Genomic DNA, 26,762 nt, shown 5'->3' on the forward strand with positions numbered 1-26,762 from the left:
CGGTAGGTCCGCGGCGTCAGGCTCGCATCGTCCACCGTCCCCTCAACGTGGAGGCCCCTTATGACAGACACAATCCGACGCCATGACACCCGATGCACATCGCCCAGCCGCGGACTCTCTTCGCTGCAGAAGGCGTTGTTCGGCGTGCTGGCCTTCTTTTTTGCGATACACCCGGTGTTCTGGTACTTGGAGTTTCACGTCGGGTTGCCACATGACGTCGCATCGACCGCGATGGTGCTCGTTGTCATTGGCTGTTTCGTGGCCGCGCTGGTCCTGCCCTGGATCGCCTTCGCCGACCAGCGGACGCGGACGCGGGCTGAACGATTCGGCGCCATGGTGATCGTGTGGGTGTTCATCGCCCTGATCCCGCGCTTTATTTGGGAACTGCCGTGGCTGCTGCTCTTTAACCAGATCCGGGCAGGAGTGGAGAGCGGATCAATCTGGACCTACATGTGGTCAGCCATTCTGCTCGGAGGTGACGCCCGCTACCTCAATGCAGACCCGCTGATCGTCTGCCTGGAATGGATCGCCTTATTCGCTGGACTGTTCGAAACGTATGCATTGTTTCAGTTTTTCCGAAATGGCAAGCGGTTCAGTATCATTCAGTTGTCGCTGATCATGGCCGGCATGATAGTCGAGGTGACGCTGCCAGCGGTCTACTTCGGCGTCGAGATCGCCAACAACCTCCGAAGCATGTCGTCGCCATTGGAGATGTGGGTGAAATTTGTCCTGATCAACGTGCTGTGGTGCACCATGCCCCTAGTGACCTACTTCTGGGGTGTGCGCAGACTAGTCACCCAAGACCTAGCGGTGCGTTTCTAACGCTACCGCCGCCAGGCGCGTGCTCTTTGTCCGGAGTGTTCAGGAAACGCAACTGCGCACCTTCCTCACGAGCTGGCGAGCGCTTCAGTGACCACTCTGCTCGGGTCGTGAACTGTGAGCCTTGCTCGTGGCGGCGAATTGCTGCTGAGATCTATGCAACTTCTCAGCATGTCTTCCTCGCGTAGTTGTGAGCAATCCGCATTGCTATCCCGCAACCGATCTCGCGGCCGCCGAATGTCCAAGCGGTGGTGCGAGCGCGATCGTCGGCTCCGGGGCTGCGCTGTACGCTCCCGCTTTGCGGAGGGCGGCCACGACTCGCGGAAGCCCTCCCTGCTAGGGAACTGTCAGCGCCAATGTCGTTGGCAGTGAATCTATTTCGACAGTGCATCGCGCCCGGGACACGTTGAAGGAAGCGGAAGTCTCCACCAACCGTCACTGGACAGTTGTCTATTGTCGGATGTTTCGCGAATACTTCGTCGCGTGAATCTGCCGCGTCGCGCTAAGCGCTGCGGCGAATAGCGCTCGCACGCAGTGCTTTACAGATACCTTGCATAAACACCGCCCTGAACTGTCCCGGGTTTGATGCCGGCCTCCCGCATCTGGTCGATGAATCCGCAGATCAGCGGCGGCGCGGGTCGAGCTCCCGCACGAAGAAAAGCGAGGCTGCCTTCAAAATTCGTTGGCCTCCCGCAGATCTCGGGCCTCCCGTTCAAGGTCCTTGATCCGGTGGGCTTCCTCGGAGGTGACACTTGGGCGCTCGGCGCCATCGACCTGGGCCTGCAACACCCGCCGGCGCAACGACTCCACACCCACCCCGGCCTTGGGGCCGATCGCCTGGCGGCGTACACCGACCGATACTCACCGAGATGATCGAGCATCATCTTCACCGCACGCTCACGCTGCTCGACCGGGTAATGCTTGGGCACAATCGCCGTCTTTCTCACAGAAGGAAGCGGCATCAAACCCGGGACGGTTCAAGTCGTGATCGCCGGCGCCCGGTCACGGCGACGGCGGCCACCGCGATGCAGATGGCGGTGCCGAGGAAGGCGATTCGGCGCGATGGCCGATGGTCGGGACCGGACGCAGGTGGTGCCTGTGCGGCGGCGATCCGCGCGGGGGCAGGTGCCGGCGTACCGCCGCTTACCGCGGCCAACGGGTCGACCACACCGCGTCCGACCTGTGCGTTCCAGCCGTCGGCGGGATGGCGCGCGGTGTCTTCGATGCGGGCCATCACCTGCCGCGCAGACAATTGCGGTTGTCGCGAACGCAGCAGTGCCACAACACCACTGACGACAGGCGCGGCGTAGCTGGTCCCGGACAGCGGGCGGGAGTCTGGCCGGCTGTCGACGAGACCGTCGCCCTGCGCGCTGAGTGACACCACCGATTCGCCGGGTGCGGCGACGTCGACCCAGGGTCCGGCCAGGCTGAATGGTGATGGCGTACCGGTAGTGCTGACCGAGCCGGCGGTCAGCACGTAGTCGTCGTACCACGCCGGGCTGACTACGGTGTGCACGGTGTCCCAGTCCGGCGTGCCTGGGCGTTTGGGATCGGACAGTGGATTCTGTTGTGCGCATTCACCGCTGGCGTTGCCAGCTGCGGCGACCACCACGACATTGCGGACATCCACGGCGTAGGCCAGTGCAGCCCCCAGCGACCGGTCGTCGAGCGGGTCTGCGGCGGGCATGCAGGCCACGGACGAGATGTTGATGACGGTGGCGCCCGCGTCGGCTGCCGAGCGGACAGCGCGGGCGAGCGTCTCGACGTCGCCGACACCAGATATCTCGTGATCGTCGGACAGTCGGAATTTGTTGCTGGACTGGCGAATCGCCATGATGGTGGCATCGGGCGCCACACCGCTGAAGGTGGCGGGTTCAGTGGCCGTGGCGCCGATCAGGCCGGCGATCGCCGTACCGTGGCCGTCGCAGTCCTGAGTACCGTCCCCCGATGAGACGTAATCACCGCCCGCAACCAGATGCGGCAGCAATCGGTGCCGGGCGACGCCAGTATCGATCACCGCCACCGTCTGTCCGTTGCCGCGGGAAAGCGGCCACACCGCAGCAAGGTTGAGCATGTCGAGCTGCTGTGCGGGACGTTCGTCGACCGGCTTCACCGTCGAGCACCGGTCCGACTGTTCGGTTCTACCCGGCGGCGCTGGTGCCGCGGGTCCGGGCAGTTGACTGTGATCAACCGGCTTCGGGGCAATGGCATATGCGCACGGAGTCGCGGATGTCATCGCGACCGTCAACGCGACGGCGATCACCTGATCGCGGTGTCTCATCCGCCGCGTACCAATCGGAAAACGTCTGCGGCCCAGAGCGCCGACGGAGCCATCGCGACCAGCGCCGCGTATTCGAGATACACCAGGCGCCGGCCCGTCGTGGCGCTCACCGGCCCGATCCGCTGGATACCCAGAACCACCGCCACACAGCCGCCCCCGAGCCATGCCAACCAGGCGGGATACACCATCACGGTGACGACCAAAGCCCCAGTGGTGCAGATCATTCCCGCGATCAGGACACTCCATCGGCGTGCCGGAAGCTGGTAGGACGGCGCTCGCAATGCGATCGCGGCGGCCACCACCCAGCTGAACACCAACGTCGCGGTGCTGGGCCGGTGCACGGCGGCCACCGCCACCACGATCGTGCCGACCGCCGCGGCCGCAGCCGCGCCGATCACCAACGCCGTGAGCGCCAGATGCGCACGTGCGACCCGCTGAGCGTCGCCGTCGGCGACCGTCGCCGAATGCGGCGTGAGTCCGGCGACGGTGACAGCGCACCGCGGTGCGGCCGACAGCGCCACCAAAGCGACTGCGGTCATGGCCACACCGGTACTGGTCATTGGTAGCGACCAGACGCTCGCCACCGCCGTCGCCGCGATCATCGGCGCCGAAAACGACGCGGCCGCAATAGATGCGCGATGTGCGCCGATTCGCAGCAGGACGAGGGCCACCGCGAATGCCGCCGCTGAACCGAGGAGGACATTCGGAGCCGCGGGTCCGTCCGGAACGGCCGAGAACCCGGCCGCGAAAGCGAGTATCACGGCAGCGACCGGCCACTGCCCACGGCCGGACCGCCACGCCGCCATCAGCGCGGCCAGCGCGCCACCACAGCTGACCACGGCTGCTGTGGGTTGATCATCGTGCATGGCGGACCAGATCAGGATCACGGCGGCGACGCTCACTGCCCACAACCCGAGTACGGGCCCGACCAGATGAGCGGTCGGACCAGCGGGGGCGTGGTCGGCGGCCATCTTTGCCGTGTGCGTCCGCAGCACGCCGAGCTCCGGGGTCATGCTGCGCAGCAGTTGCAGCACGTCACCGTCGTGAACGCCGTTTTGTCTCAACGACAATGAGCCGTCGATCGGGTCGCCGGCCGCCCGATCCAGGCACCAGCTCACGCCATCGGGCGACTCCTGGGGATGAGCCAACGCCACGATGTCAGGTAGTAGCGAGTCCACCGCGGCACCCGCTGGCAAGACCAGATCAGTGGTCTCGCTGGTGCGTTCGCCGTCGAGTCGCACCGAAAGCCGACAAAGAGATTCGGACATCGCACCCCCTCCGGATCGACGTGCCCGATCCCACCGTAACCGCCCATCGAACCCCTGCCCGACAGGAAAATCGATGGAACCGAACGACCTCCGCGTGCGTCTGATAGTTCGATGGAATTCACCAGAGTCGCGCGATCTCCCGCAGCCGAACCGGCTGAGGGAGACATCGAGGTCCGCACGCCACCGCAGGTGCCGCGGCTGTCGGCGGGCAACGTCGTCACCCGCCTCGCACCCGTGCTGATGCTGTTGGCAATGGCCGGGATGATGGTGTTCTACTTCCGGTCGGGTTCGGTGGCAGGACGGAACCCGATGTTCCTGCTCTTCCCGGCCATGATGGTGCTGTCGATGATCGGTAGCACCGTTCTCGGGTCGCGCGGTGCGCGCCGGGCCGGTGAGATCGACGCCGATCGTCGTGAGTACCTGGTGTATCTGGACGCGATCGGTGAGTGCGCGGGACGCACTGCCGCCGAACAGCATCGTTGGCTGCATCACAACCATCCACCGCCCGGCGCGCTGTGGACCGTGGCCGGCACCAAGCGGATGTGGCAACGCGGTTGGAACGACGACGATTTCACCGAGATTCGCGTCGGCATCGGCGACCGCCCGCTCCGCACCACGCTGGTGCCGACGCAAGTCGCCGATGACGGAGTCGCCGACCCGTTGACCGCCTCGGCAGTCGATCGGCTGCTGCGAACCGCCGCCACAGTGGCCGATGTCCCGGTGACCATCGCCGTGAACCGGTATCGGCGGATCGACATCGGCGGCGGCGAGGCCCCGGGACGGGTACGTGCCATGGTCTGTCAACTGGCGTTGTGGCACGGACCTGATCACGTGAAGATCGCCGCGGTCACCCGATCGGGCGAGTGGGACTGGCTGAAATGGCTACCGCACCATTACCGTTCGGGCGTCATCGGTGGGGTGCCACTGCGCTTCCCGGAACTCGGCGCCGTGTCTGCCATCGCCGGTTGCCACCTGGTGGTGCTGGTGGACGCCGCCCTGGCCGTGCGGTTCGAGGACACGGCGGCGGTGACGCTGCTGGTGGTCGGTGGCCCGGGCTCAGCGTCGACGCTCCCGCCCTGCTCGACCGCCGACACGCTGACGGCAGCACAAGCGGAGACCTGTGCACGCAGACTGGCGCGCTACAAACTGGCCGGCAGTGCGAACATTATTCGGCGGCAACATGATTGGACGCCCACGTGGTCGCCCCGGCCGGCCCGGCAACGTCTGCGCGTGCCGATCGGCACCGACGACACCGGGGCGGCGGTCGAACTCGACCTCAAAGAGCCGGCCGAGCACGGCATGGGTCCGCACGGCTTGTGCATCGGCGCAACGGGTTCCGGGAAATCCGAGCTATTGCGGACGCTGACGTTGGGGCTGATCAGCACGCACTCGCCCGACGAGCTGAACCTGATCCTCGTCGACTTCAAAGGCGGCGCAACGTTTCTCGGTTTTGAGAAGGCGAACCACGTCGCGGCGGTCATCACCAACCTGGCGCAAGAGGCACATCTGGTCGCCCGGATGCACGACGCCCTCGCCGGCGAGTTGACCCGGCGCCAAGGGCTGTTGCGGGCGGCCGGGAACCTGTCCGGCATCGGCGACTACCGCCGGGCCCGCGCGGCGGGTGCCGACCTGGCACCACTGCCTGCGTTGTTCATCGTGGTCGACGAGTTCTCCGAATTGCTCAGCCAGCATCCGGATTTCGCGGAGTTGTTCGTCGCCATCGGACGACTCGGCCGATCACTGGGCATTCATCTGCTGCTGGCCAGCCAGCGACTGGACGAAGGCCGCCTGCGTGGATTGGACACCCACCTCTCGTACCGGGTCTGCCTCAAGACCTTCTCGGCGGCCGAGTCCCGTGCGGTCGTCGGGGTCACCGACGCGCATGAGTTGCCCGGCACACCGGGCGCCGGCTTGCTGCGGACCGCGGACGGAAAGTTGTTGCGATTTCAGTCCACGTTCGTATCCGGGCCGGCCCCATCGAGCGATGACGACGATCCGGTGCCCGGACTGTTCACCGTCGGAGTCCCGGCGGTGTCGCCGGAGCCGTCGGCCGGCCCGACCCTGATGGACATGACCTTGGACCGGCTGACCGGGCTCGGCGCGAAAGCCCATCAGGTCTGGCTGCCACCGCTGACAGGTTCGCCCGCATTGTCCGAGTTGCTGGCGGCCGGCGCGGACCATCCGTTGTTTGTTCCGATCGGTCTGGTGGACAATCCATTTCAGCAGCGCCGCGACCCGCTGATCGTCGACCTCAGTGGCTCCGGTGGACATGTGGCGATCGTCGGCGGCCCGCGCTCAGGAAAATCGACTGCGCTGCAGGCAGTGGTGCTCGGCCTGTCCGCAACAACACCACGGCTCAGCGTCTACGGCCTGGATCTGGGTGACGGTGCGCTGACGGCGTTGCGGTGGCATCCTCAGGTCGGCGCCGTCGCCGGCCGGAACGAGCCAGAATTACTGCGGCGCATCGCGTCTCAACTGTTGACCCTGTGCCGCCGTCGCCAGGACTTTCGGCAGCAGCACGGACCTGGGGTGCCTTTTCCGGATGACTACGGTGAGGTCGTCTTGGCGGTGGACGGCTGGGCCGTGCTGCGCCGCGACTTCGATGCGCTCGAGGACACCATCACCGCAGTGGTGGCGCAGGGGCTGTCGGTCGGCGTCCACGTGGTGCTCACGGCCAGTCGGTGGGCTGAGCTGCGCCCCATGCTGAAAGATCACATAGGCACCCGGATCGAGTTGCGGCTCGGTGACCCGACGGAGTCCGAAATGGACCGTCGTCGTGCCCAGCTGCTCAGCACGTGCCCACCCGGTCGCGGCCTCACCAGAGACGGGAAGGAGTTCGTGGTCGCGCTGCCGCAACAGCTCGACCGGATGGCGACCGATCCCTCGGGTCCCGCGCCGGTCATCGAACTGCTTCCACCGCATGTCGACTACGCGGAGCTGGTGGCCGCCGCGGAAGCGCCGCCGCGGTACGTCGTCGGAGTGGCCGAGGAGGAACTGCAACCGTTCGCACTGGATTTGGACGACGATCCGTATCTGATCCTGTTGGGCGACACAGGTTGCGGCAAGACCTCCGCGCTGCGGACGCTGTGCCACGCGATCATCGGACAGACGGATCCGGATCGGGCCCAGCTGCTGGTCGTGGACTTCCGGCGATCGCTGCTGGGCGTGGTGGAGCCGCCGCATCTGTTCGGCTATGCGATGTCGACTGTCACGGCGGCCGCAGAATTGGCGGCCGCGCTGTCGCTGCTGACCGCCCGGCTGCCGGGACCCGGCATCACTCAGCAGCAACTGCGGGACCGATCCTGGTGGTCCGGTCCCGAAATCCACGTCGTAGTCGACGACTACGACCTGGTCGCGAGTGCGGCGGGAAATCCGTTGAGCCCCTTGCTCGACCTGCTGCCGCACGCATCGGACATCGGGCTCCTCGTGGTGGTCGCACGCCGCTCCGGCGGGGCCGCGCGCGCCATGTTCGACCCGCTCCTGTCGCGCATGCGTGACCTGGGCGCCACCGGCATCATCATGAGCACCAGTCCCGAGGAAGGGCCGCTGCTCGGTACCGCGCGCCCGATGACGCTTCCGCCCGGCCGGGCCGTCGTGACGCGTCGTGGGCGGCCCGATCAGCTGGTCCAAATCGGTTGGACCGATCCGCCATGACGGCCGTGGTGGTGGGGCCGGCGACCATCATCGGACCGGGGGATATCGACGCCGAACTTGTTACGTCCGCATTGGAGTGCATCGACGAGCAATTGGGTCTCCTGGATGCGACAGTCCTGCCCGCCGAACGCATCTGGCGCGACGCGATGACCGCGGCGATCGGTGCCGTACCAGCCGCCACGGTGGTGTGCCCGACCTGGTGGTCGGCGTCGAGGGTCGACCGGATCCGAGCCGCTGCTCACGCCGGCGGCACACGCGTCGTCATCCAGCACCGGACCGCGGCGCTCCGTGCGGCCACCGGCGAATCCGATTGCGCGGTGGTCGAACTGGGGGAGGACCTCGTGACGATCTCCGGGCCAGGAGCCGCCCCGTTCGTCGTGCGACGCACCGACGGCGCCACCGCAGAGGCCGTCATTGCAAGAACTGCGTGGGGCACACATGCGGTGATCGACGCGCCGATCGGCGTCCCCGGTGCCGCGGCCCTGGCCGCTGAAATACGGGCGCTGCTGCAGGATCAAGGCGTCACCGCTCAGATCTTGAGTTGCGACGACGTGCTCGACCATGGCGATCCGGACAACACTCCCGCTGCAGTCGGCTCGCGGTCTGCGCGGGGTCGCGTTGCAATTGTCGCCACGGCCGCCGTCGCGGTCGTCGGTGCCGTGGGACTGGGCCTGTCGAGCCGGGACACCCCGGCGGCAGTCGTCACCGCCGTAGATCCGGACCTCACGTGGCTCGTGGAAGGCCGTATCGCGGTACAGGTCCCGGCACGCTGGCCGGTCGAGCGGACGCTGACGGGCACGGGATCGGCTCGGCTGCAGATCATTTCGCCCGATGATCGCGGCCAGATCATTCACCTCACCCAATCGGTGGTGGCGCCGGACCAGACGCTGGACGTGGCCGCGCGGTCGTTGCGAGCGGCGGCGACGAAGCTGCCGGGCGGCGTCATCGTCGACTTCGAGGACGCCGGTGTCAGTGCCGGACGCGCGGCCGTGCGGTACCGCGAGGTGCGGGGCAGGCGGGTCGTCGAGTGGACGGTGCTGCTCGATGGCCCGGTGCGCATCGCCGTGGGATGCCAGGGCGCGTCGGTCCGCGCAGCCTGTGACACCGCCATCCGCTCTGCACGCCGAACCGATTGAAAAAACTTGGGCGGCAATGGAACCGAACGTTCCCTGGAAACGTCTAAACAATCAAAACCAATGGAGAGGAAATCATGACAGCTCCGCAAAGTGGCACCCTGACTACGGATTTCGATCTGATGACGGGTATCGCAGGCAAGGTCGAGGTGCGCAACGAGGAGATCAGGGCCATGCTCGGCAACTTCATCGGCCAGATGACGGCCATCCCACCGACGGTGTGGGGCGGTGTCGCGGCGACCCGATTCCAGGACGTGGTGAACCGGTGGAACGGCGAGTCGATGAAACTGCATGCCTCGCTTCAACGTATCGCCGAAACCATCCGATCGAATGCCGCGGTGCTGAGCCAGGCGGCCGACACGCACGCCCAGCGCATCGGCGCTACCGGCCACACGATCTGACGGGACACAGCACATGCAATCAGCACTGTCCTACCACTTCGGCGAGATCGAATTCACCGTCCGCCAACAGATTCATGCCACGTCGGCACGGATGAACACGTCGCTGGAAGAACTTCGGCAATTGGTCGCGCCTCTGCAACAGACGTGGACCCGCGAAGCCGCCGAGGCATTCCAGGCCGAGCAGGCCCGCTGGAACCAGTCGGCGGCCGCCCTCAACGAGATTCTGCACAGCCTCGGCAACGCCGTCCGGGACGGCGCCGACGACATCGCGGCCACCGACCGGCGCGCGGCCGGCGACTGGGTTTTCTAGCCCACCAGAAGCCCTGTGTGGTCCTGCCCCTGGAATGGAGAGCCGGGGGCGGGGCCACACAGTCATTTCGCCTGGCCGGCCGGCAGAGCGAGATAGACCGGGAGACGAGAGTGGGCAGCGCCGAGCGGAAAGCGCCGCCGCAACGAGTGCGAGGGGACGGTTTCAGCCTTTTCGGTCGCTACCTGAACGTAAGCGGAGTCCTTCGGGTGCGGCCGGTATTGGGGACGCGCAGCTGGTATTTGGCGACTGGACATCCAATGACGCAGATAGACTGGGATCGTGAACGCGGCCGAGCTCGGTAGGTCGATCTTTGATCGACGGCGCCCAGCGCTGTCGGAGCGTCAGGTGGCTGTTCGGTTGACGAGCATCGACTATCACGACTGGCGGTTACTGGCATTGGACGGGTTGACCGAGGCGTTGCAGAACGATGGGCTTACGGAGGCGGAAATTGCTGCGGCATCAGCCCTCGTCGGCTCGGGATACTTCGGTCGTAGCACGGCCGGCCTGAAGGACCTGCTGAGCACAGCGACGATAGTCAGCGCTGCCTGACTCACGTCCCAGGGGCAAGATCGTGTCGTAGAACACCCAGGTCGACTACCCTGGCGGCCACGCAGGTGTGTATCCGACCTGCGAGGAGTGTGAGTGTCGTGGGAACCAGCCGCACCAAGGGGTCGCCGGCCGGCTCAGTGCTGCGCGCGGTACACCAGCGGTTCGTCACCGGTGAGATCGACGCCCAGCACCTGGACCCCGCCGCGGTCCGCCCCGTCATCGCCGACAGCTGGCGCCGCAGCCTGGCCACGGGCGTCGACCCGGACCGCGGCGGTGCGCAGTTCACCCCTGTTGTGCCGAAGACCCTGGACCAGATCCGCGCTGACCAGCCCATCTCTGCCGCGTTGCCGGTGATCCGCAAGCTGCTGGTCGAGGACGCCAAGGACAGCGGCGTCATGGTCGCGGTCGCCGCGGCCGACGGCACCCTGCTCTGGGTGGAAGGTGACCCGACGGCGCTGAGCAAGGGCGAGGCCATGAACTTCGTGCCCGGCGCCAACTGGAGCGAGAGCAGTGCCGGCACCAACGCCCCGGGCACCGCGCTGGCCTTGGACCGGGAACTGCAGATCCATGGCTCGGAGCACTTCGCCCGGCTGGTGCAGCCGTGGACCTGCACGGCGGTGCCCGTGCACGATCCGACGACGGGCGAACTCATCGGCTGCGTCGACCTGACCGGGGACAGCCAGATCGCCTCCGCGCAGACCCTCGGCTTGGTGCGCGCCACGGTGATGGCCATCGAGAACCACCTGGCGCTGCAACGGCTGCTCCAGCCGGCCGCCAATCCGGTGATCGCGGCTCGGCTGACCGTGCTGGGCGGCGACCGTCCGCGCTGGATCGCCACCGGCGACGACGGACAACCCCACCAGCACACCCTCAGTGGCCGGCACGCCGACATCCTGGTCCTGCTGAGCCGCCATCCCGAGGGCCTGAGCGCCGACCATCTCGCAATGTTGTTGGACGACAACGATCTTGACTCGGTCACCATCCGCGTCGAGATGTCCCGCCTGCGCCGCGTGATCGGCGCGCAGTACGTGGCGTCACGGCCCTACCGGCTGCTCACCCCGATCGAGAGCGATGTCGCCGAGGTCTTCGCCGCGCTGCACCGCGGCGACGTCGACGCAGCCCTGTCGCACTACTCGGGTGCGCTGCTGCCGCAGTCGGTGTCGCCGGCGATCGCCCGGCTGCGCACCGAGTTGGGGGAGAGCCTGCGCACTGCGGTGCTGTCGGCCTCCGCGGCCGGACATGTCGGCCTGTTGCGCCGTTGGCTGGCCCTGCCCGACGGGCGCGACGACCGGCACGGCTGGCAGCTGCTGCGCAACCACCCGTCGGCCGACCCGGTCGTGCGGGCGCAGGCCGTCGGACATCTGGCGGGACTGGACGCCGACCTCGGCTGACGCGGTCCCGGTTCAATCGCGTTGAACGATGCAACTGTGTTGCAACCCACTTCTGCGTACCGTAAGTGACCAGCAGCACATCTGTGTATGTCACCCATTGCGAGGAGTGAACCCATGACTGTTTACGCGCGTCCCGGTGCCGAGGGTTCGGTGATGACCTACCCGGCCCGCTACGAGAACTTCATCGGCGGCGAGTGGGTGGCACCCGCTGCCGGACGCTACTTCGAGAACCGTACCCCGGTGACGGGCCAGGTGTTCTGTGAGATCGCCCGTTCGGACGAATCCGACATCGAGAAGGCGCTCGACGCCGCGCACGCCGCCGCGCCCGCCTGGGGCAAGACCGCGCCGGCCGCCCGCGCCCGGGTGCTCAACTTGATCGCCGACCGCATGGAGCAGAACCTCGAGGCCATCGCCGTTGCCGAGTCGTGGGACAACGGCAAGCCGGTGCGCGAGACCCTGAACGCCGATATCCCGTTGGCGGTCGACCACTTCCGTTACTTCGCGGGCGTGCTGCGGGCCCAGGAAGGCTCGCTCTCCGAGATCGACGACGACACCGTCGCCTACCACTTCCACGAGCCCCTCGGCGTCGTCGGCCAGATCATCCCCTGGAACTTCCCGATCCTGATGGCTGTCTGGAAGCTGGCGCCCGCGCTCGCCGCCGGCAACGCCATCGTGCTCAAGCCCGCCGAGCAGACCCCGGCCTCGATCATGTTCCTGTTCTCGCTCATCGGTGACCTGCTGCCGCCGGGTGTTGTCAACGTGGTCAACGGTTTTGGCGTCGAGGCGGGCAAGCCGCTGGCGTCGAGCAACCGCATCGCCAAGATCGCCTTCACCGGTGAGACCACCACCGGCCGGCTGATCATGCAGTACGCCAGCCAGAACCTGATCCCGGTCACCCTGGAGCTGGGCGGCAAGAGCCCGAACATCTTCTTCAGCGACATCATGGCCGCCAACGACGATTTCCAGGACAAGGCCCTGGAAGGCTTCACCATGTTCGCGCTGAACCAGGGCGAGGTCTGCACCTGCCCGTCGCGCAGCCTCATCCAGGCCGACATCTTCGACGAGTTCCTGGCGCTGGCCGCGATCCGCACCAAGGCCGTCCGCCAGGGCGACCCGCTGGACACCGAGACCATGATCGGCGCGCAGGCCTCCAACGACCAGCTCGAGAAGATCCTGTCGTACATCGAGATCGGCAAATCCGAAGGCGCCCAGCTGATCACCGGTGGTGAGCGGGCCGAGCTCGGTGGCGATCTCAGCGGCGGTTACTACGTGACGCCGACGGTCTTCTCCGGCCACAACGGCATGCGCATCTTCCAGGAAGAGATCTTCGGGCCGGTCCTGTCGGTGACGTCGTTCAAGGACTACGACGACGCCATCTCCATCGCCAACAACACCCTGTACGGCCTGGGCGCCGGCGTCTGGTCGCGCAACGGCAACGTCGCCTACCGGGCCGGCCGGGACATCAAGGCCGGTCGCGTGTGGACCAACTGCTACCACATGTACCCCGCGCACGCCGCGTTCGGCGGCTACAAGCAGTCCGGCATCGGCCGGGAGAACCACAAGATGATGCTGGACCACTACCAGCAGACGAAGAACCTGCTCGTCTCGTACTCGACGAAGGCTCAAGGTTTCTTCTGATCCCCGATCCGCGAGCGCCCGCGTAACCCCCGAATACGCGGGCGCTCGCTTCGGGCTCGGTCGACGCATCTCAAATGCGTACGGCGACAAAATGATTCCGGCCGGCACCAGATAGCTCCTGGGGGCAGGCCACCTCGGCATCCCGCCATCCCCCTCAGGAGTCTGCAGTGTCCATCACCAATCCACCCAGTGAGCACTCCGCTCACGGTGTCGAAGAACACGTCGAGAGCAACGAATACCTCGCGAAACGTCAGCTGAAGAAGGGCACGGCGGGCTGGCTGCTGCTCGCCGGCCTCGGTGTCAGCTACGTGGTGTCCGGCGACTACTCCGGCTGGAATTTCGGTCTGGCGCAAGGCGGTTTCGGTGGCCTCGCCATCGCGGCCGTCATCATCGCCGGCATGTACCTGGCCCTGGTGCTGGGCATGGCCGAGCTGTCCTCGGCGCTGCCCGCCGCGGGCGGCGGCTACACCTTCGCCCGCCGCGCGCTGGGTCCATGGGGTGGTTTCGCCACCGGCACCGCGATCCTGATCGAGTACTCGATCGCCCCGGCCGCCATCGCGACTTTCATCGGCGCGTACGTAGAATCGTTGGGGCTCTTCGGGATTCACAACGGCTGGTGGGTGTATCTCGCGGCCTATGCCTTCTTCATCGGCATCCACCTGTCCGGCGTCGGTGAGGCGCTCAAGGTGATGTTCGTGATTACCGCGATCGCCCTGCTGGGCCTGGTGATCTTCGCGGTCTGTGCCGTCGGGCAGTTCGACATTTCGAACCTGACCACCATCGCCGTTGACACCGGAGCGGCCGGAGCTTCCGACATCCTGCCGCACGGATACCTCGGCATCTGGGCCGCCATCCCGTTCGCCATCTGGTTCTTCCTGGCCATCGAAGGTGTGCCGCTGGCCGCCGAAGAGACCGCCAACCCGGAGAAGAACGTGCCGCGCGGCATCATCGCGGCAATGACGGTCCTGCTGGTCACCTGCGCCGTCGTGCTGATCCTCACCACGGGTGTCGGTGGGGCCCAACAGATGTCGGGCTCGGGCAACCCGCTGGTGGAGGCACTCGGTTCCGGCGCCGGAGCCAAGCTGGTCAACTACATCGGCCTGGCCGGCCTCATCGCGAGCTTCTTCTCGATCATCTACGCCTACTCGCGCCAGCTGTTCGCCCTGTCCCGGGCGGGCTACCTACCGACCCAGCTGTCGGTGACCAACTCGCGCAAGGCGCCGACGCTCGCGCTCATCGTCCCCGGCGTCATCGGCTTCCTGTTGTCGCTGACCGGCAAGGGCGACCTGCTGCTGAACATGGCCGTCTTCGGCGCTGCGGTGAGCTATGTCCTGATGATGGTCAGTCACATCGTGCTGCGTCGTCGCGAGCCGAACATGCCGCGGCCGTACCGCACCCCGGGTGGCATCGTGACCACGTCGTTCGCTCTCGTCATCGCGGTTGTCGCGGTTATCGCGACCTTCCTGGTGAACCCGGTCGCCGCCGGTCTGTGTCTCTTGGTGTTCTGCGCGTTCATGCTGTACTTCGCGCTCTACAGCCGGCACCGTTTGGTGGCAAACTCTCCTGATGAAGAGTTCGCGATGCTCGCAGAAGCCGAGGACGAGCTGAAATGAAGTACCACCAGCGGATTTCGGGGGTGAATTACACCTTCGACGGCCTTGTCGACTTGATGGCCAAGGCCACGCCGCTGCGCTCCGGTGACGAACTCGCCGGGTGCGCGGCCCACAGCGACGCCGAGCGGGCCGCCGCGGCGTGGGCGCTGGCCGAGCTTCCGCTGGACACCTTCCTCAATGACGCGGTGGTGCCCTACGAGACCGACGAGGTCACCCGTCTGATCATGGATTCCCATGACCAGCAGGCATTTTCGGAAATCTCCCACCTGACGGTGGGAGCGTTCCGGGACTGGCTGCTGGACGCGGTGGCCGGCGACGACGCCGCAGGCCGGATCGCGGCCGTCGCACCCGGCATCACGCCGGAGATGGCGGCCGCGGTCAGCAAGATCATGCGCAACCAGGACCTGATCGCCGTCACCGCGGCCACCCAGGTGCACGCGGCCTTCCGCAGCACCATCGGGCTGCCGGGCACCCTGGCCACCCGGCTGCAACCCAACCACCCGACCGACGACCCCCGCGGCATCGCCGCCGCGGTGCTCGACGGTCTCCTGATGGGTTGCGGCGACGCCGTCATCGGCATCAACCCGGCCACCGACTCGCCGCAGGCCACCGCCGACCTGCTGCACCTGCTCGACAACATCCGCAGCCGTTACGACATCCCGGCGCAGTCCTGCGTGCTGTCCCACATCACCACCACGATCGGTCTCATCGAGGCCGGCGCTCCGGTGGACCTGGTGTTCCAGTCCGTGGCGGGCACCGAGGGCGCCAACAAGGCCTTCGGTGTCGACATGGCGCTGCTGCGGGAAGGCAACGAGGCCGGCCGGTCCCTGAACCGCGGCACTGTCGGCAACAACGTCATGTACCTGGAGACGGGGCAGGGCTCGGCCCTGAGCTCCGGTGCCCACCTCGGCACCGGCGGCCGGCCCGTCGATCAGCAGACCCTGGAAACCCGCGCCTACGGCGTCGCCCGCGCCCTGGACCCGCTGCTGGTCAACACCGTCGTCGGCTTCATCGGCCCCGAGTACCTCTACGACGGCCGGCAGATCATCCGCGCCGGGCTCGAAGATCACTTCTGCGGCAAGCTGCTCGGCCTGCCGATGGGCGTCGACGTCTGCTACACCAACCACGCCGAAGCCGACCAGAACGACATGGACACCCTGCTCACCCTGCTCGCCGCGGCGGGCTGCGCCTTCGTGATCACGGTGCCCGGCGCCGACGACGTCATGCTCGGCTACCAGAGCCTGTCCTTCCACGACGTCGTGGCGGTCCGTCGCACCTTGGGATTGAAGCCCGCGCCCGAGTTCGAGGCCTGGCTCAAGAAGGTCGGCATGACCGATGACGCCGGCAAGCTCACCAACTTCGATCTGCAGCGCTCGGCGCTGCGTGCGCTGACGGCGGCGGGCTGACGATGACCTCGGAGAACTCTGAAGCCGTCGCCGTCCAACAGTTTTGGGACGAGCTCCGCAAGACCACCCAGGCCCGTATCGGGCTGGGCCGTGCCGGGAACGCGCTGCCCACCCGCGAGGTACTCGAACTGGCGGCGGCCCATGCCGCTGCCCGGGACGCCGTGCACGAGCCGCTCGACGTCGACACCCTCGCGGCCCGGGTCCGGGACATCGGCCTCGGTGAACCCGCGGTGGTCCGCAGCCAGGCCGAGTCCCGCAGCGAGTATCTGCGCCGTCCCGACCTGGGCCGGATCCCGGCCGAGCCCATGAATGTCCTGGAGACGCCGGCCGACATCGGCTTCGTGCTGGCCGACGGGCTCTCGCCCTACGCCCTGGCCAAACACGGTCCGGCGCTGCTCGCCGAACTGGTGGCCACCCTGCGTGACGACTACACGCTGGCGCCGCCGGTGATCGCCACCCAGGCCCGCGTCGCCCTCGGCGACCACATCGGCGCGGCGGCGAAAGTGCGGACCTTGTTGGTGATCATCGGGGAGCGGCCGGGCCTGTCCGTCGCCGACAGCCTGGGCATCTACCTGACGCATCTGCCCATCCCGGGGCGTACCGACGCCGACCGCAACTGCATCTCGAACATCCATCCGCCCGAGGGCCTCGGCTACACCGAGGCCGCGAGGGTCGCCGCGGGGTTGGTGTCCGGTGCCCGCGCCTTGGGCCGGTCCGGCGTCGACCTCAAGGACACCTCACGTGACACCTCGCTCGAGGCGCCCAGCGCCGCCGAACTGACCTGACACCACCAGGAGAACCGTGACCCGCTTTACCCGACTGGCCGGTGCCGCTGCCCTGGCCGGCCTCCTCGCCGTGTCCGGCTGCAGCAGCCACGACAGCACCCCGGCGGCGCAATCGCCGGCCACCAGCAAGGCGTCGTGCCGGACGCTGGCGGAGAGCGCGGCCTGGTACGGCGACAACCGCGACCGGATCGACGCCATGCTCGCCAAGCTGGGCACGTGCGGCGCGACCGGTTCGGTGAACGCGGGTGCGCCCCTGGCTTTGTTCGACTGGGACAACACCCTGGTCAAGAACGACATCGGCGACGCCACGTTCTTCTGGATGGTGCGCAACGGCAAGCTGCGGGCACCGTCCGACGGCAATTGGGCGTCTACCAGCACGTTCCTGACCCCGCAGGCCGCCTCGGCCCTCAGCCGGGCCTGCGCCGCGGCCAAGCCGGGCCAGCCGATGGCGACCGACACCGACACCGCGTGCGCCGACGAGATCATCTCGGTCTACACCGGCAGCGAGACGAAGGCCGGCGAACCCGCATTCGCCGGGTTCAACGCCCGCCGAGTCGAACCGGCGTACGCCTGGAACGCGCAGATGCTCGCCGGCTGGTCGGAATCCGAGCTGACCGAATTCGCGAAGGCGGCCCGCACGGAGAACCTCGATGCCCCGGTCGGCGCCGAGCAGAAGATCGGCAGCGGGGTGGAGACCGCCTGGGTGCGCTACTACCCGCAGATGCGCGACCTCGTGGAAGCCTTGCACGCCAACGGATTCGACGTGCGAGTCATCTCGGCCTCGCCCGAGCTGATTGCCCGGGTGTGGGCTGAAGAACTCGGTATCCCCGCCGATCACGTGATGGGTGTGCGGACCGAACGCGACGGCGATGTGCTGACACCGCGGCTGGTGCCCTGCGGCGGCGAAACCGCCATCACCTATATCGAGGGCAAGCGCTGTCGGGTCAATGAAGAGGTGTTCGGGGTCAGCGGCCCGGCCGCGTTCACCCAACTGCCTGAACCCAAGCGCGCCGCGTTCGCCGCCGGCGACTCCGACACCGACGTCACGTTCCTGACCGACGCCACTGCCCTGCGCCTGGTACTCAACCGGAACAAGACCGAGTTGATGTGCACGGCGTACGACAACGCGGGCGGAAACTGGCTGGTCAACCCGATGTTCATCGACCCCAAGAAGCAGAGCGAGCCGTATGCCTGCGCGACGAAGGGCTACATCGAGCCGACGGGCGCGAAGGCGCCGCTGCACCGGCCGGACGGCAGCGTCGTGCCTGACCAGCAGGACCGGGTGTACTGACCTCTGCGCGTTTTGACCTGCGGCGACGCCCGCGGGTAAGCTCCCACGTTGGTGCGCTGCAGGCCGTCAGGCCAGTGGTTCCCGGGTCACCGTCGGTCGCCGGGAAATACCAGGTCGCGCACTTGACCGACACCCGGATAGCACCGGGACTCAACCCGAGAAGAAGAGGTATAGCTGTGCCTACATTCACGCCGAAGGCGGGTGACACCACGCGTAAGTGGTACGTCATCGACGCCCAAGACGTGGTGCTCGGCCGGCTCGCCGTGGAAGCAGCCAAGCTGCTCCGCGGCAAGCACAAGCCGACGTTCACGCCGAACTCCGATGAGGGTGACTTCGTCATCATCATCAACGCCGAGAAGATTGCCCTGTCGGGCAAGAAGCTCACCGACAAGTTTGCTTACCGTCACTCGGGTTTCCCGGGCGGTCTGAGCAAGCGCTCCATTGGCGAACAGCTGGTGAAGCACCCGACCCGCACCGTTGAGAACGCGATCGTCGGCATGCTCCCGCACAACAAGCTGGCGCGCCAGGTGCAGAAGAAGCTGAAGGTGTACGCGGGTCCTGACCATCCGCACGCCGCTCAGCAGCCGATTCCTTTCGAGATCAAGCAGGTGGCCCAGTGACTGAAGTTGACGTGACTGAAGTGACCGAAGTGACCGAAGAAGTAATCGAAGCGCCCGAGTTCGAGGCGGCCGAAGAGTCGGCCCCCCGCGAGCCCGTGTACATCGACCGTCCGATCCAGACCGTCGGTCGCCGCAAGGAAGCCGTCGTCCGCGTTCGCCTGGTGCCCGGCACCGGCAAGTTCAACCTGGACGGCCGCAGCCTCGAGGACTACTTCCCGAACAAGGTGCACCAGCAGCTGATCAAGGCCCCGCTGGTGACCGTCGACCGCGTCGAGACGGTGGACATCTACGCCCACCTCGACGGTGGCGGCCCCTCGGGCCAGGCCGGCGCGCTGCGTCTGGCCATCGCCCGTGCGCTGATCATTGTTCAGCCTGAGGATCGTCCGGCACTGAAGAAGGCCGGGTTCCTGACCCGTGACCCGCGTGCCATCGAGCGCAAGAAGTACGGCCTCAAGAAGGCCCGTAAGGCGCCTCAGTACAGCAAGCGCTGATCGTTTCTGCTCGTGGGCGGGCGTGTCGCAGTCTGGACACGCCCGCCTTCGGCGTTTCATGAGGACATCTCTGAAGGAAAGCGGGTCTATGAGTCGGCTGTTCGGCACCGATGGCGTACGTGGCGTCGCAAACCGTGATCTGACGGCCGAGTTGGCGCTGGCGCTGGGTTCTGCGGCAGCCCGACGGCTGTGCTCGACCTCAGGAGCCGGCCGTTGTGTCGCGGTGGTTGGACGAGATCCCCGGGCCAGCGGCGAGATGCTGGAGGCCGCGGTCATCGCCGGCATCACCAGCGAGGGCGTCGACGTGCTGCGGGCCGGCGTGCTGCCGACCCCCGCGGTGGCGTATCTGACCGCCTCCTATGACGCGCAGCTCGGCGTGATGATCTCCGCCTCGCACAACCCAATGCCGGACAACGGCATCAAGATTTTCGGCGCCGGCGGGCACAAGCTCGACGACGACACCGAGGACCGCATCGCCGAACTGGTCGCTGCCGGTCCGGGTACCCGGCCGACGGGCGCCGGCATCGGACGCGTTCTCGACGCCGCCGACGCGCTGGACCGTTACCTCACCCACGCCGCCAAGGCCGCGGTTGCGCCGCTGGCCGGGTTGAAAGTGGTCGTCGACTGCGCCAATGGCGCCGCCTCGGCCGCGGCCCCGCAGGCGTACCGGGCCGCGGGCGCGACTGTCATCGCGATCAGCGCCGAGCCGACCGGGCTCAACATCAACGACGGCTGCGGTTCCACCCACATGGCGCAGCTGCAACAGGCCGTCATCGAGCACGGGGCCGACCTGGGCCTCGCCCATGACGGCGACGCCGACCGCTGTCTGGCCGTCGATGCGTCGGGCGCGCTGGTCGACGGTGACGCGATCATGGTGGTGCTGGCGCTGGCCATGCGCGACGCGGGCGAGCTGGTCTCGAACACGTTGGTGGCCACCGTGATGAGCAACCTCGGTCTGCACCTGGCCATGCGCGAAGCCGGCATCGAGGTTCGCATCACGGGCGTGGGGGACCGGTACGTGCTCGAGGAGCTGCGCGCCGGCAGGTTCGCCCTCGGCGGCGAACAGTCCGGCCACATCGTGATGCCCGAGCTCGGCACCACCGGTGACGGCATCGTCACCGGACTGCGGCTGATGTCGCGCATGGCGCAGACGGGGGAGTCCCTGGCGCGGCTGTGCGCGCCCATGAAGACGTTGCCGCAGGTGCTGATCAACGTCGAGGTGGCCGACAAGACCACGGTGGCGCAGGCGCCGGCAGTGCAGACCGCGGTTGCCGAAGCCGAGGCCGAACTCGGCGATACTGGCCGAATCCTGTTGCGGCCCTCCGGAACCGAACAGGTGGTCCGGGTCATGGTGGAAGCCGCCGACGAGGACACCGCGCGGATGGTGGCGTTCCGCGTCGCAGAGTCGGTCAGCGACCAGCCCTAGCGAGTTTCGGCGGGAGTGGCCGGGTTACCCCGTGCGCGGCATGTGGTCTCGATAGTCGACAGCCTGGCGGACGAGCGTCAGGTCAGCGTCATCAAGCGGGATCTGATGTGATCTGACGGTGTCGAGGACGGCGTCGAAGCGACGCATCACCCGGGGCGTGGTGATCCCGAACTGTGCCAGGGACGCGTCGTCGGATGGTCCTGAACCCGACTCGCAACCCAGCACAAAGGCGAGGATGCCCCGGTCGTACCAGTCGAGGTGCATGGTTGTCTCCCTCTCCTACAACAACATTCAGCATTCGACGTAGTTCACCGGCACGTTGACCGCGAGGCCGCCGGTGGACGTTTCCTTGTACTTGGACAGCATGTCGGCACCCGTGGTCCGCATGGTCTCGATGACTTGATCCAGCGAGACGTAATGGGCGCCGTCGCCGCGCAGGGCCATCCGCGCTGCGTTGATGGCCTTACCGGCCGAGATGGCGTTGCGCTCGATGCACGGCACCTGCACGAGGCCCTGGATGGGATCGCAGGTGAGCCCGAGGCTGTGCTCCATGGCGATCTCGGCGGCGTTCTCGACCTGTTCGGTTGTGCCGCCGAGGATTTCGGCGAGTGCACCAGCAGCCATCGACGCGGCCGAGCCGACCTCGCCCTGGCACCCGACCTCGGCGCCGGAGATGGATGCCCGCTCCTTGTAGAGCGAACCGATGGCCCCGGCCGTCAGCAGGAAACGGACCGCGGTGCCGTCCGGGTCCCGGCGGCCGGCCCGGGTGTAGTGCACGGCGTAGTGCATCACCGCGGGCACGATGCCGGCGGCGCCGTTGGTGGGAGCGGTGACGACCCGGCCGCCGGACGCGTTCTCCTCATTGACGGCCAGTGCGACGAGATTGACCCAGTCCTCGGCGAATTCGGGCTGTTTGTTCCAATCCTCGGCATTGAGACGCTCGTACCAGTCTTTGGCCCGGCGGCGCACTCGCATCGACCCGGGCAGGTAGCCGTCGCGGGCGATGCCGCGCTGTTCGCATTCGACCATCACATCGCGGATATGCAGTAGCCGGGCCCGGACCTCATCGGCGGTTCGGGTCTCGCATTCGACGGCGAGCATGAGATCGCTGATGCTGCAACCACGTTGGTGGCAGAGTTCCAGCATCTCCTTGGCCGAGTTGAAGGACAGGGTGTGGGTCGCGGCGGTCCGCGCGGCCGGTTCCAGGCTTTCCGCCTCGGTGACGACGAATCCGCCGCCGATGGAGAAGTAGGTCTGCAGGTGCAACTCGGCACCGTGGGCATCGAGCGCGGTCAGCGTCATGCCGTTGGGGTGGAAGGGCTGCACCGTCAACGGGCGCAGGGTCATGTCGGCCTCGGTGAGCGGGATCGGGCGCAGGCCGCCGAGCATGATGTGGCCGCCGGCCCGGATCTCCTCGACGCGCTGTTCCATGACATCGGTCCTGAGTTCCTCGGGACGGTTGCCTTCGAGTCCGAGCAGGATCGCCGTCATGGTGCCGTGGCCGGCGCCGGTGGCGGCCAATGAGCCGTAGAGATCGACGCGGACGGCCGCGACTCCGGTGGCACCCTCGAAGGCCCCGAGAGTGTGCAGATCGTCGACGAATCGCGCGGCTGCCCGCATCGGTCCGACGGTGTGTGAACTCGACGGACCGATGCCCACCGAGAAGAGGTCGAACACGCTGATGGTCATCGGAATCTCCCCCTTTGAAGTCCGTAGACGGGTTGATAGACGAGTGATATATTAGTTATCTCACATACGGTAGATCAGCATTCGTCGCTGGTCAAGGGGTACTTGTGGGGTTGAAGACGACGTGTGAAGCACGTCCGAACCATCAGAAAGAAACGGACTCGCCCATGGCGCATCAGCTCATCGATCCGCTCCTGCAGCCTTTCCAGCTGAAGAACATGAACCTGCGCAATCGCGTGGTGAGCACGTCGCACGAGCCGTCCTACACCGAGGACGGCATGCCCAAGCGCCGCTACCGCCTCTACCACGAGGAGAAGGCCAAGGGCGGCATCTCGCTGACCATGATGGGTGGCTCGGCCGTCGTCGCGCCGGACAGCCCGTCCGCCTTCGGCAATCTGCACGTCTACAAAGACGAGATCGTGCCGTGGCTGAGCGAGTTGGCGTACGGCGTCCACGAGCACGGCGCCGCCGTCATGTGCCAGATCACCCACCTGGGCCGCCGGACCAGCAATTACGACGGCGACTGGCTGCCCGTCGTGTACCCGTCCGCCATCCGCGAGCCCGCCCACCGGTCCTTCCCCAAGGTGGCCGAGGAGTGGGACATGGACCGCATCGTCAAGGCATACGCCGACGCCACCGCACGGTGCCGCGCAGCCGGCCTGGACGGCATCGAACTCGAGGCCTACACGCATCTGCTCGACGCGTTCTGGTCGCCGCTGACCAACCACCGCGACGACGAGTACGGCATGGGGAGCATGGAGGATCGACTTCGCTTCCCGCTGAGGGTGATTCGCGCCGTCCGCGAGGCCGCCGGACCGGACTTCGCGGTCGGCATCCGGATGTCACTCGACGAGGACCTGCCCGGCGGGTTGCAGTACGAGGACGGCATCGAGATCGCCAAACGCCTGGTGCCCGAGGGCATCGACTTCATCAGCGTGATCAAGGGCTACATGGCCAGTGACGAGGCGCTGTCGCGCGTCATCCCGCCGATGGGCACCCCGGTCGCCCCGCACCTGTCGTTCGCCGGACAGGTCAAGAAGGAACTCGGGATCCCGGTCATGCACGCTGCCCGGATCAACGATGTGGCCACCGCCCGGCATGCGATCCGCGACGGCCTCCTCGACCTCGTCGGCATGACGCGCGCGCATATCGCCGACCCGCACATCGTCGCGAAAATCCAAGCGGGCGAGGAGGACCGGATTCGTCCCTGCGTCGGCGCGACCTACTGCCTCGACGAGATCTACCAGAACCGCGACGCGAAGTGCGTCCACAACCCGTCCACCGGCCGTGAGGATCGGCTACCGCATCACGTGTCCAAGGCGACCGGGCCAGCGCGGACCGCGGTGGTCATCGGGGCAGGACCGGCAGGACTGGAGGCCGCCCGGGTGCTCGGCGAGCGGGGCCACCGGGTCGTGGTTTTCGAGGCCGCCGATACGCCGGGCGGCCAGGTCAAGATCGCGGCGTCGTCACCGCGCCGGCGCGATCTCATCAGCATCATCGAGTGGCGGTTGGACGAGTGCAAACTGCTCGGGGTCGACATCCGGACCAGCCGCTATGTCGACGTCGACGAGGTGCTTGCCGAGAATCCCGACATCGTCGTGGTCGCCACCGGAGGCGTGCCGAACACCGAATTCCTCACCGAGGGAGCCAATCTGGTCACCGACGGCTGGGACGTGCTGTGCGGTGCGGTGCATCCGCGCGGCGAGGTCATGCTCTACGACGACAATGGTGGTCACCCCGGATTGGATGCCACCGAGGTGCTGGCCCGCAGTGGCGTCGCCGTCGAATTCGTCACGCCGGAGCGGACATTGGCGCCCGACGTCGGTGGCGTGAACTACCCCGGCTACTTCAAGGTGTTCGCCGAGCACGACGTGCACGTCACGCTCAACGAGCGGCTGACTGCGGTGCGCCGCAAGGACGGTCGGCTCGAAGTGGATCTGTACAACGAATATGCGCACGCCACCCGGCAGCGCATGGTCGACCACGTCGTCGTCGAACACGGCACCCTGCCGTCGGACGAGCTCTACTTCGGGTTGGTCGCGGGTTCCACCAACCTCGGTGAGGTCGACCAGCAGGCACTGCTGAACCTGCAGCCGCAAGACGTCGTCCGCAACCCCGGCGGCGGCTACCAGCTTTTCCGAATCGGTGACGCCGTCGCCAGCCGCAACATCCACGCGGCGATCTACGACGCGTTCCGGCTCTGCCTGGTTCTCTGACCACCACCATCCCCTGACAAACAAGGAGTATCCCTATGCCGCAACACGTTCGAGGCGTCATCGCTCGCTCCAAGGGCGCCCCGGTCGAAGTCACCACCATCGTGATTCCGGACCCAGGTCCCGGTGAGGTGGTGGTGAAGATCCAGGCGTGCGGCGTCTGCCACACCGACCTGACCTACCGCGAGGGCGGCATCAACGACGAGTACCCCTTCTTGCTCGGGCATGAGGCGGCCGGCATCGTCGAAGAGGTCGGGCCCGGCGTCGAATCGGTGGCGGTCGGCGACTTCGTGATCCTCAACTGGCGCGCGGTGTGCGGCCAGTGCCGGGCGTGCAAGCGCGGTCGCCCCCAGTACTGCTTCGACACCTTCAACGCCACCCAGAAGATGACGCTCGAGGATGGCACCGAGCTGACGCCGGCGCTGGGCATCGGAGCGTTCGCCGACAAGACGCTGGTCCACGCGGGGCAGTGCACCAAGGTCGACGCCGATGCGGACCCGGCGGTGGTCGGCCTGCTGGGCTGTGGCGTGATGGCGGGGCTCGGCGCGGCAGTCAACACCGGCAACGTCTCGCGCGGCGACTCGGTGGCAGTGATCGGCTGCGGCGGGGTCGGTGACGCCGCCATCATGGGTGCCCGGCTAGCGGGCGCGGGCAAGATCATCGCCGTCGACCGGGACCCGCGAAAGCTGGAGTGGGCCAAGGAACTCGGCGCCACCCACACCATCAACGCCGCGGAAACAGACACCATCGAGGCGGTACAGGAGCTCACCGGCGGGTTCGGTGCCGACGTCGTGATCGACGCCGTCGGCCGCCCAGAAACATGGAAGCAGGCGTTCTATGCCCGCGACCTCGCCGGCACCGTCGTCCTCGTCGGCGTGCCCACCCCGGATATGACGCTGGAGATGCCGCTGGTCGACTTCTTCTCCCGCGGTGGATCGCTGAAGTCGTCATGGTACGGCGACTGCCTGCCCGAACGTGACTTCCCGATGCTCGTCGACCTCTACCAGCAGGGCCGAATCCCGTTGGAGCGCTTCGTCTCCGAGCGGATCAAGCTCGACGAGGTCGAGGATGCGTTCCACACCATGCATGCGGGCAACGTGCTGCGCTCGGTGGTCGTGCTGTGAGTGGAGCGCTCCGCATCGACCGGGTCGTCACCTCGGGCACATTCAGCCTCGACGGCGGCACCTGGGACGTCGACAACAACGTGTGGGTGATCGGCGATGACTCCGAGGTGGTCATCGTCGACGCCGCACACACCGCACCGCAGATCATCGACGCGGTCGCGGGCCGCAATGTCGTGGCAGTCATCGTCACCCACGGACACAACGACCACGTGACCGTGGCGCCGGAACTCGCAACCGCCCTCCACGCCCCGGTCCTGCTGCATCCCGGCGACGACATGCTGTGGCAGGCAAGCCATCCCGACGAAAAGTACTGGAACCTCGACGCCGGTCAGCGGATCGGTTTCGCCGGTACCGAGATCGAGGTCATCCACACGCCCGGGCACTCGCCGGGGTCGGTGTGCCTGTACCTACCGGAGGCCGGCGCGCTGTTCTCCGGCGACACCCTGTTCAACGGCGGGCCCGGTGCCACCGGCCGCTCCTACAGCGATTTCCCGACGATCATCGACTCGATCCGGGATTCGATTCTGACGCTGCCGGAGGACACCCGCGTGCACACTGGGCACGGCGACCACACCACCGTCGGGTCCGAGGCGCCGCACCTGGCGGAGTGGATCGCCCGCGGGCACTGAATTCAATAGCACTGTGCGGCGGTAACTCTGGTGA

22 protein-coding genes are annotated in these 26,762 nt (G+C 67.0%); 18 read left to right on the forward strand and 4 right to left on the reverse strand.

Annotated features, from left to right (window positions below):
• The first annotated feature begins 60 nt into the window (after nucleotides 1–60).
• Nucleotides 61–822, forward strand: a complete 762-nt coding sequence (locus tag TL10_RS19960; RefSeq protein WP_043986985.1) for a membrane protein — start codon at nucleotides 61–63, stop codon at nucleotides 820–822.
• A gap of 958 nt (nucleotides 823–1,780) precedes the next feature.
• On the opposite strand, the gene mycP is transcribed toward TL10_RS19960, so the two are convergent.
• Entirely contained in the window at nucleotides 1,781–3,100 is a 1,320-nt protein-coding gene (gene mycP, locus TL10_RS19970; RefSeq protein ID WP_043986986.1) for a type VII secretion-associated serine protease mycosin, read from the reverse strand.
• Nucleotides 3,097–4,368 carry a type VII secretion integral membrane protein EccD gene (eccD, locus tag TL10_RS19975; RefSeq protein ID WP_082068019.1) on the reverse strand — a complete coding sequence of 424 codons (1,272 nt, stop codon included), beginning with the start codon at nucleotides 4,366–4,368 and terminating at the stop codon, nucleotides 3,097–3,099. The genes mycP and eccD overlap by 4 nt, the downstream gene beginning before the upstream one ends.
• A 111-nt stretch (nucleotides 4,369–4,479) precedes the next feature.
• Here eccD and eccCb point away from each other — a divergent pair, with 111 nt between their 5' ends.
• The 14 genes from eccCb to glmM all read left to right on the forward strand — a co-directional run bounded on the left by eccCb (nucleotide 4,480) and on the right by glmM (nucleotide 21,076).
• Nucleotides 4,480–8,022: a type VII secretion protein EccCb gene (gene eccCb, locus TL10_RS19980; protein WP_043986990.1), complete on the forward strand. Its 3,543-nt coding sequence runs from the start codon at nucleotides 4,480–4,482 to the stop codon at nucleotides 8,020–8,022.
• Nucleotides 8,019–9,158, forward strand: coding sequence for a type VII secretion-associated protein (locus TL10_RS19985; RefSeq protein ID WP_052506477.1), 1,140 nt, complete (start codon nucleotides 8,019–8,021; stop codon nucleotides 9,156–9,158). Before eccCb ends, TL10_RS19985 begins: the two co-directional genes overlap by 4 nt.
• A gap of 74 nt (nucleotides 9,159–9,232) precedes the next feature.
• Nucleotides 9,233–9,556 carry a WXG100 family type VII secretion target gene (locus TL10_RS19990; RefSeq protein ID WP_043401934.1) on the forward strand — a complete coding sequence of 108 codons (324 nt, stop codon included), beginning with the start codon at nucleotides 9,233–9,235 and terminating at the stop codon, nucleotides 9,554–9,556.
• A 13-nt stretch (nucleotides 9,557–9,569) separates the two neighbouring features.
• Nucleotides 9,570–9,866, forward strand: coding sequence for a WXG100 family type VII secretion target (locus tag TL10_RS19995; protein ID WP_043401937.1), 297 nt, complete (start codon nucleotides 9,570–9,572; stop codon nucleotides 9,864–9,866).
• A gap of 279 nt (nucleotides 9,867–10,145) precedes the next feature.
• A complete protein-coding gene (locus TL10_RS20000; protein ID WP_131630776.1) occupies nucleotides 10,146–10,415 on the forward strand; it encodes a hypothetical protein in 270 nt (89 codons plus the stop codon).
• A gap of 98 nt (nucleotides 10,416–10,513) precedes the next feature.
• Complete coding sequence (locus TL10_RS20005) at nucleotides 10,514–11,806, forward strand: GAF domain-containing protein (protein ID WP_043986991.1); 1,293 nt, start codon at nucleotides 10,514–10,516, stop codon at nucleotides 11,804–11,806.
• 114 nt (nucleotides 11,807–11,920) lie between these two features.
• Nucleotides 11,921–13,444 carry an aldehyde dehydrogenase gene (gene adh / locus TL10_RS20010; RefSeq protein ID WP_043401945.1) on the forward strand — a complete coding sequence of 508 codons (1,524 nt, stop codon included), beginning with the start codon at nucleotides 11,921–11,923 and terminating at the stop codon, nucleotides 13,442–13,444.
• A gap of 167 nt (nucleotides 13,445–13,611) precedes the next feature.
• Nucleotides 13,612–15,057, forward strand: a complete 1,446-nt coding sequence (gene eat / locus TL10_RS20015; protein ID WP_043986992.1) for an ethanolamine permease — start codon at nucleotides 13,612–13,614, stop codon at nucleotides 15,055–15,057.
• Nucleotides 15,054–16,463, forward strand: a complete 1,410-nt coding sequence (locus TL10_RS20020) for an ethanolamine ammonia-lyase subunit EutB (protein WP_043986993.1) — start codon at nucleotides 15,054–15,056, stop codon at nucleotides 16,461–16,463. Before eat ends, TL10_RS20020 begins: the two co-directional genes overlap by 4 nt.
• Nucleotides 16,464–16,465: 2 nt before the next feature.
• Nucleotides 16,466–17,248: an ethanolamine ammonia-lyase subunit EutC gene (gene eutC / locus TL10_RS20025; RefSeq protein ID WP_043401949.1), complete on the forward strand. Its 783-nt coding sequence runs from the start codon at nucleotides 16,466–16,468 to the stop codon at nucleotides 17,246–17,248.
• A gap of 16 nt (nucleotides 17,249–17,264) precedes the next feature.
• Nucleotides 17,265–18,539, forward strand: coding sequence for an HAD family hydrolase (locus TL10_RS20030; RefSeq protein WP_043986994.1), 1,275 nt, complete (start codon nucleotides 17,265–17,267; stop codon nucleotides 18,537–18,539).
• A 176-nt stretch (nucleotides 18,540–18,715) separates the two neighbouring features.
• Nucleotides 18,716–19,159 carry a 50S ribosomal protein L13 gene (gene rplM, locus TL10_RS20035; protein WP_043401953.1) on the forward strand — a complete coding sequence of 148 codons (444 nt, stop codon included), beginning with the start codon at nucleotides 18,716–18,718 and terminating at the stop codon, nucleotides 19,157–19,159.
• An 11-nt stretch (nucleotides 19,160–19,170) separates the two neighbouring features.
• The gene (gene rpsI / locus TL10_RS20040; protein ID WP_043401957.1) at nucleotides 19,171–19,650 is read left to right on the forward strand and encodes a 30S ribosomal protein S9; all 480 of its coding nucleotides are present in this window, start codon (nucleotides 19,171–19,173) and stop codon (nucleotides 19,648–19,650) included.
• 88 nt (nucleotides 19,651–19,738) lie between these two features.
• Nucleotides 19,739–21,076 (forward strand): phosphoglucosamine mutase, encoded by a 1,338-nt coding sequence (gene glmM, locus TL10_RS20045; RefSeq protein ID WP_043986996.1) that lies wholly within the window; start codon nucleotides 19,739–19,741, stop codon nucleotides 21,074–21,076.
• Nucleotides 21,077–21,100: 24 nt separating this feature from the next.
• Here glmM and TL10_RS20050 read toward each other — a convergent pair whose 3' ends face one another.
• Nucleotides 21,101–21,340 carry a hypothetical protein gene (locus TL10_RS20050; protein WP_043401961.1) on the reverse strand — a complete coding sequence of 80 codons (240 nt, stop codon included), beginning with the start codon at nucleotides 21,338–21,340 and terminating at the stop codon, nucleotides 21,101–21,103.
• A 27-nt stretch (nucleotides 21,341–21,367) separates the two neighbouring features.
• The gene (locus TL10_RS20055; RefSeq protein ID WP_043986997.1) at nucleotides 21,368–22,765 is read right to left on the reverse strand and encodes an L-serine ammonia-lyase; all 1,398 of its coding nucleotides are present in this window, start codon (nucleotides 22,763–22,765) and stop codon (nucleotides 21,368–21,370) included.
• A 164-nt stretch (nucleotides 22,766–22,929) separates the two neighbouring features.
• Between TL10_RS20055 and TL10_RS20060 the strand changes: the two genes are divergently transcribed.
• Genes TL10_RS20060 through TL10_RS20070 form a run of 3 tightly spaced genes read left to right on the forward strand, consistent with a single transcriptional unit; the run spans nucleotide 22,930 to nucleotide 26,728 of the window.
• Nucleotides 22,930–24,978, forward strand: a complete 2,049-nt coding sequence (locus tag TL10_RS20060) for an NADH:flavin oxidoreductase (RefSeq protein WP_043986998.1) — start codon at nucleotides 22,930–22,932, stop codon at nucleotides 24,976–24,978.
• A 35-nt stretch (nucleotides 24,979–25,013) separates the two neighbouring features.
• Nucleotides 25,014–26,099, forward strand: coding sequence for an S-(hydroxymethyl)mycothiol dehydrogenase (locus tag TL10_RS20065; protein ID WP_043986999.1), 1,086 nt, complete (start codon nucleotides 25,014–25,016; stop codon nucleotides 26,097–26,099).
• On the forward strand, nucleotides 26,096–26,728 hold the full coding sequence (locus TL10_RS20070) for an MBL fold metallo-hydrolase (RefSeq protein ID WP_043401972.1): 633 nt from the start codon (nucleotides 26,096–26,098) through the stop codon (nucleotides 26,726–26,728). Before TL10_RS20065 ends, TL10_RS20070 begins: the two co-directional genes overlap by 4 nt.
• Nucleotides 26,729–26,762 lie beyond the last annotated feature (34 nt).

Origin of the sequence: Mycolicibacterium llatzerense, from assembly GCF_000878195.1 — a bacterium.
GTDB lineage: Bacteria > Actinomycetota > Actinomycetes > Mycobacteriales > Mycobacteriaceae > Mycobacterium > Mycobacterium llatzerense.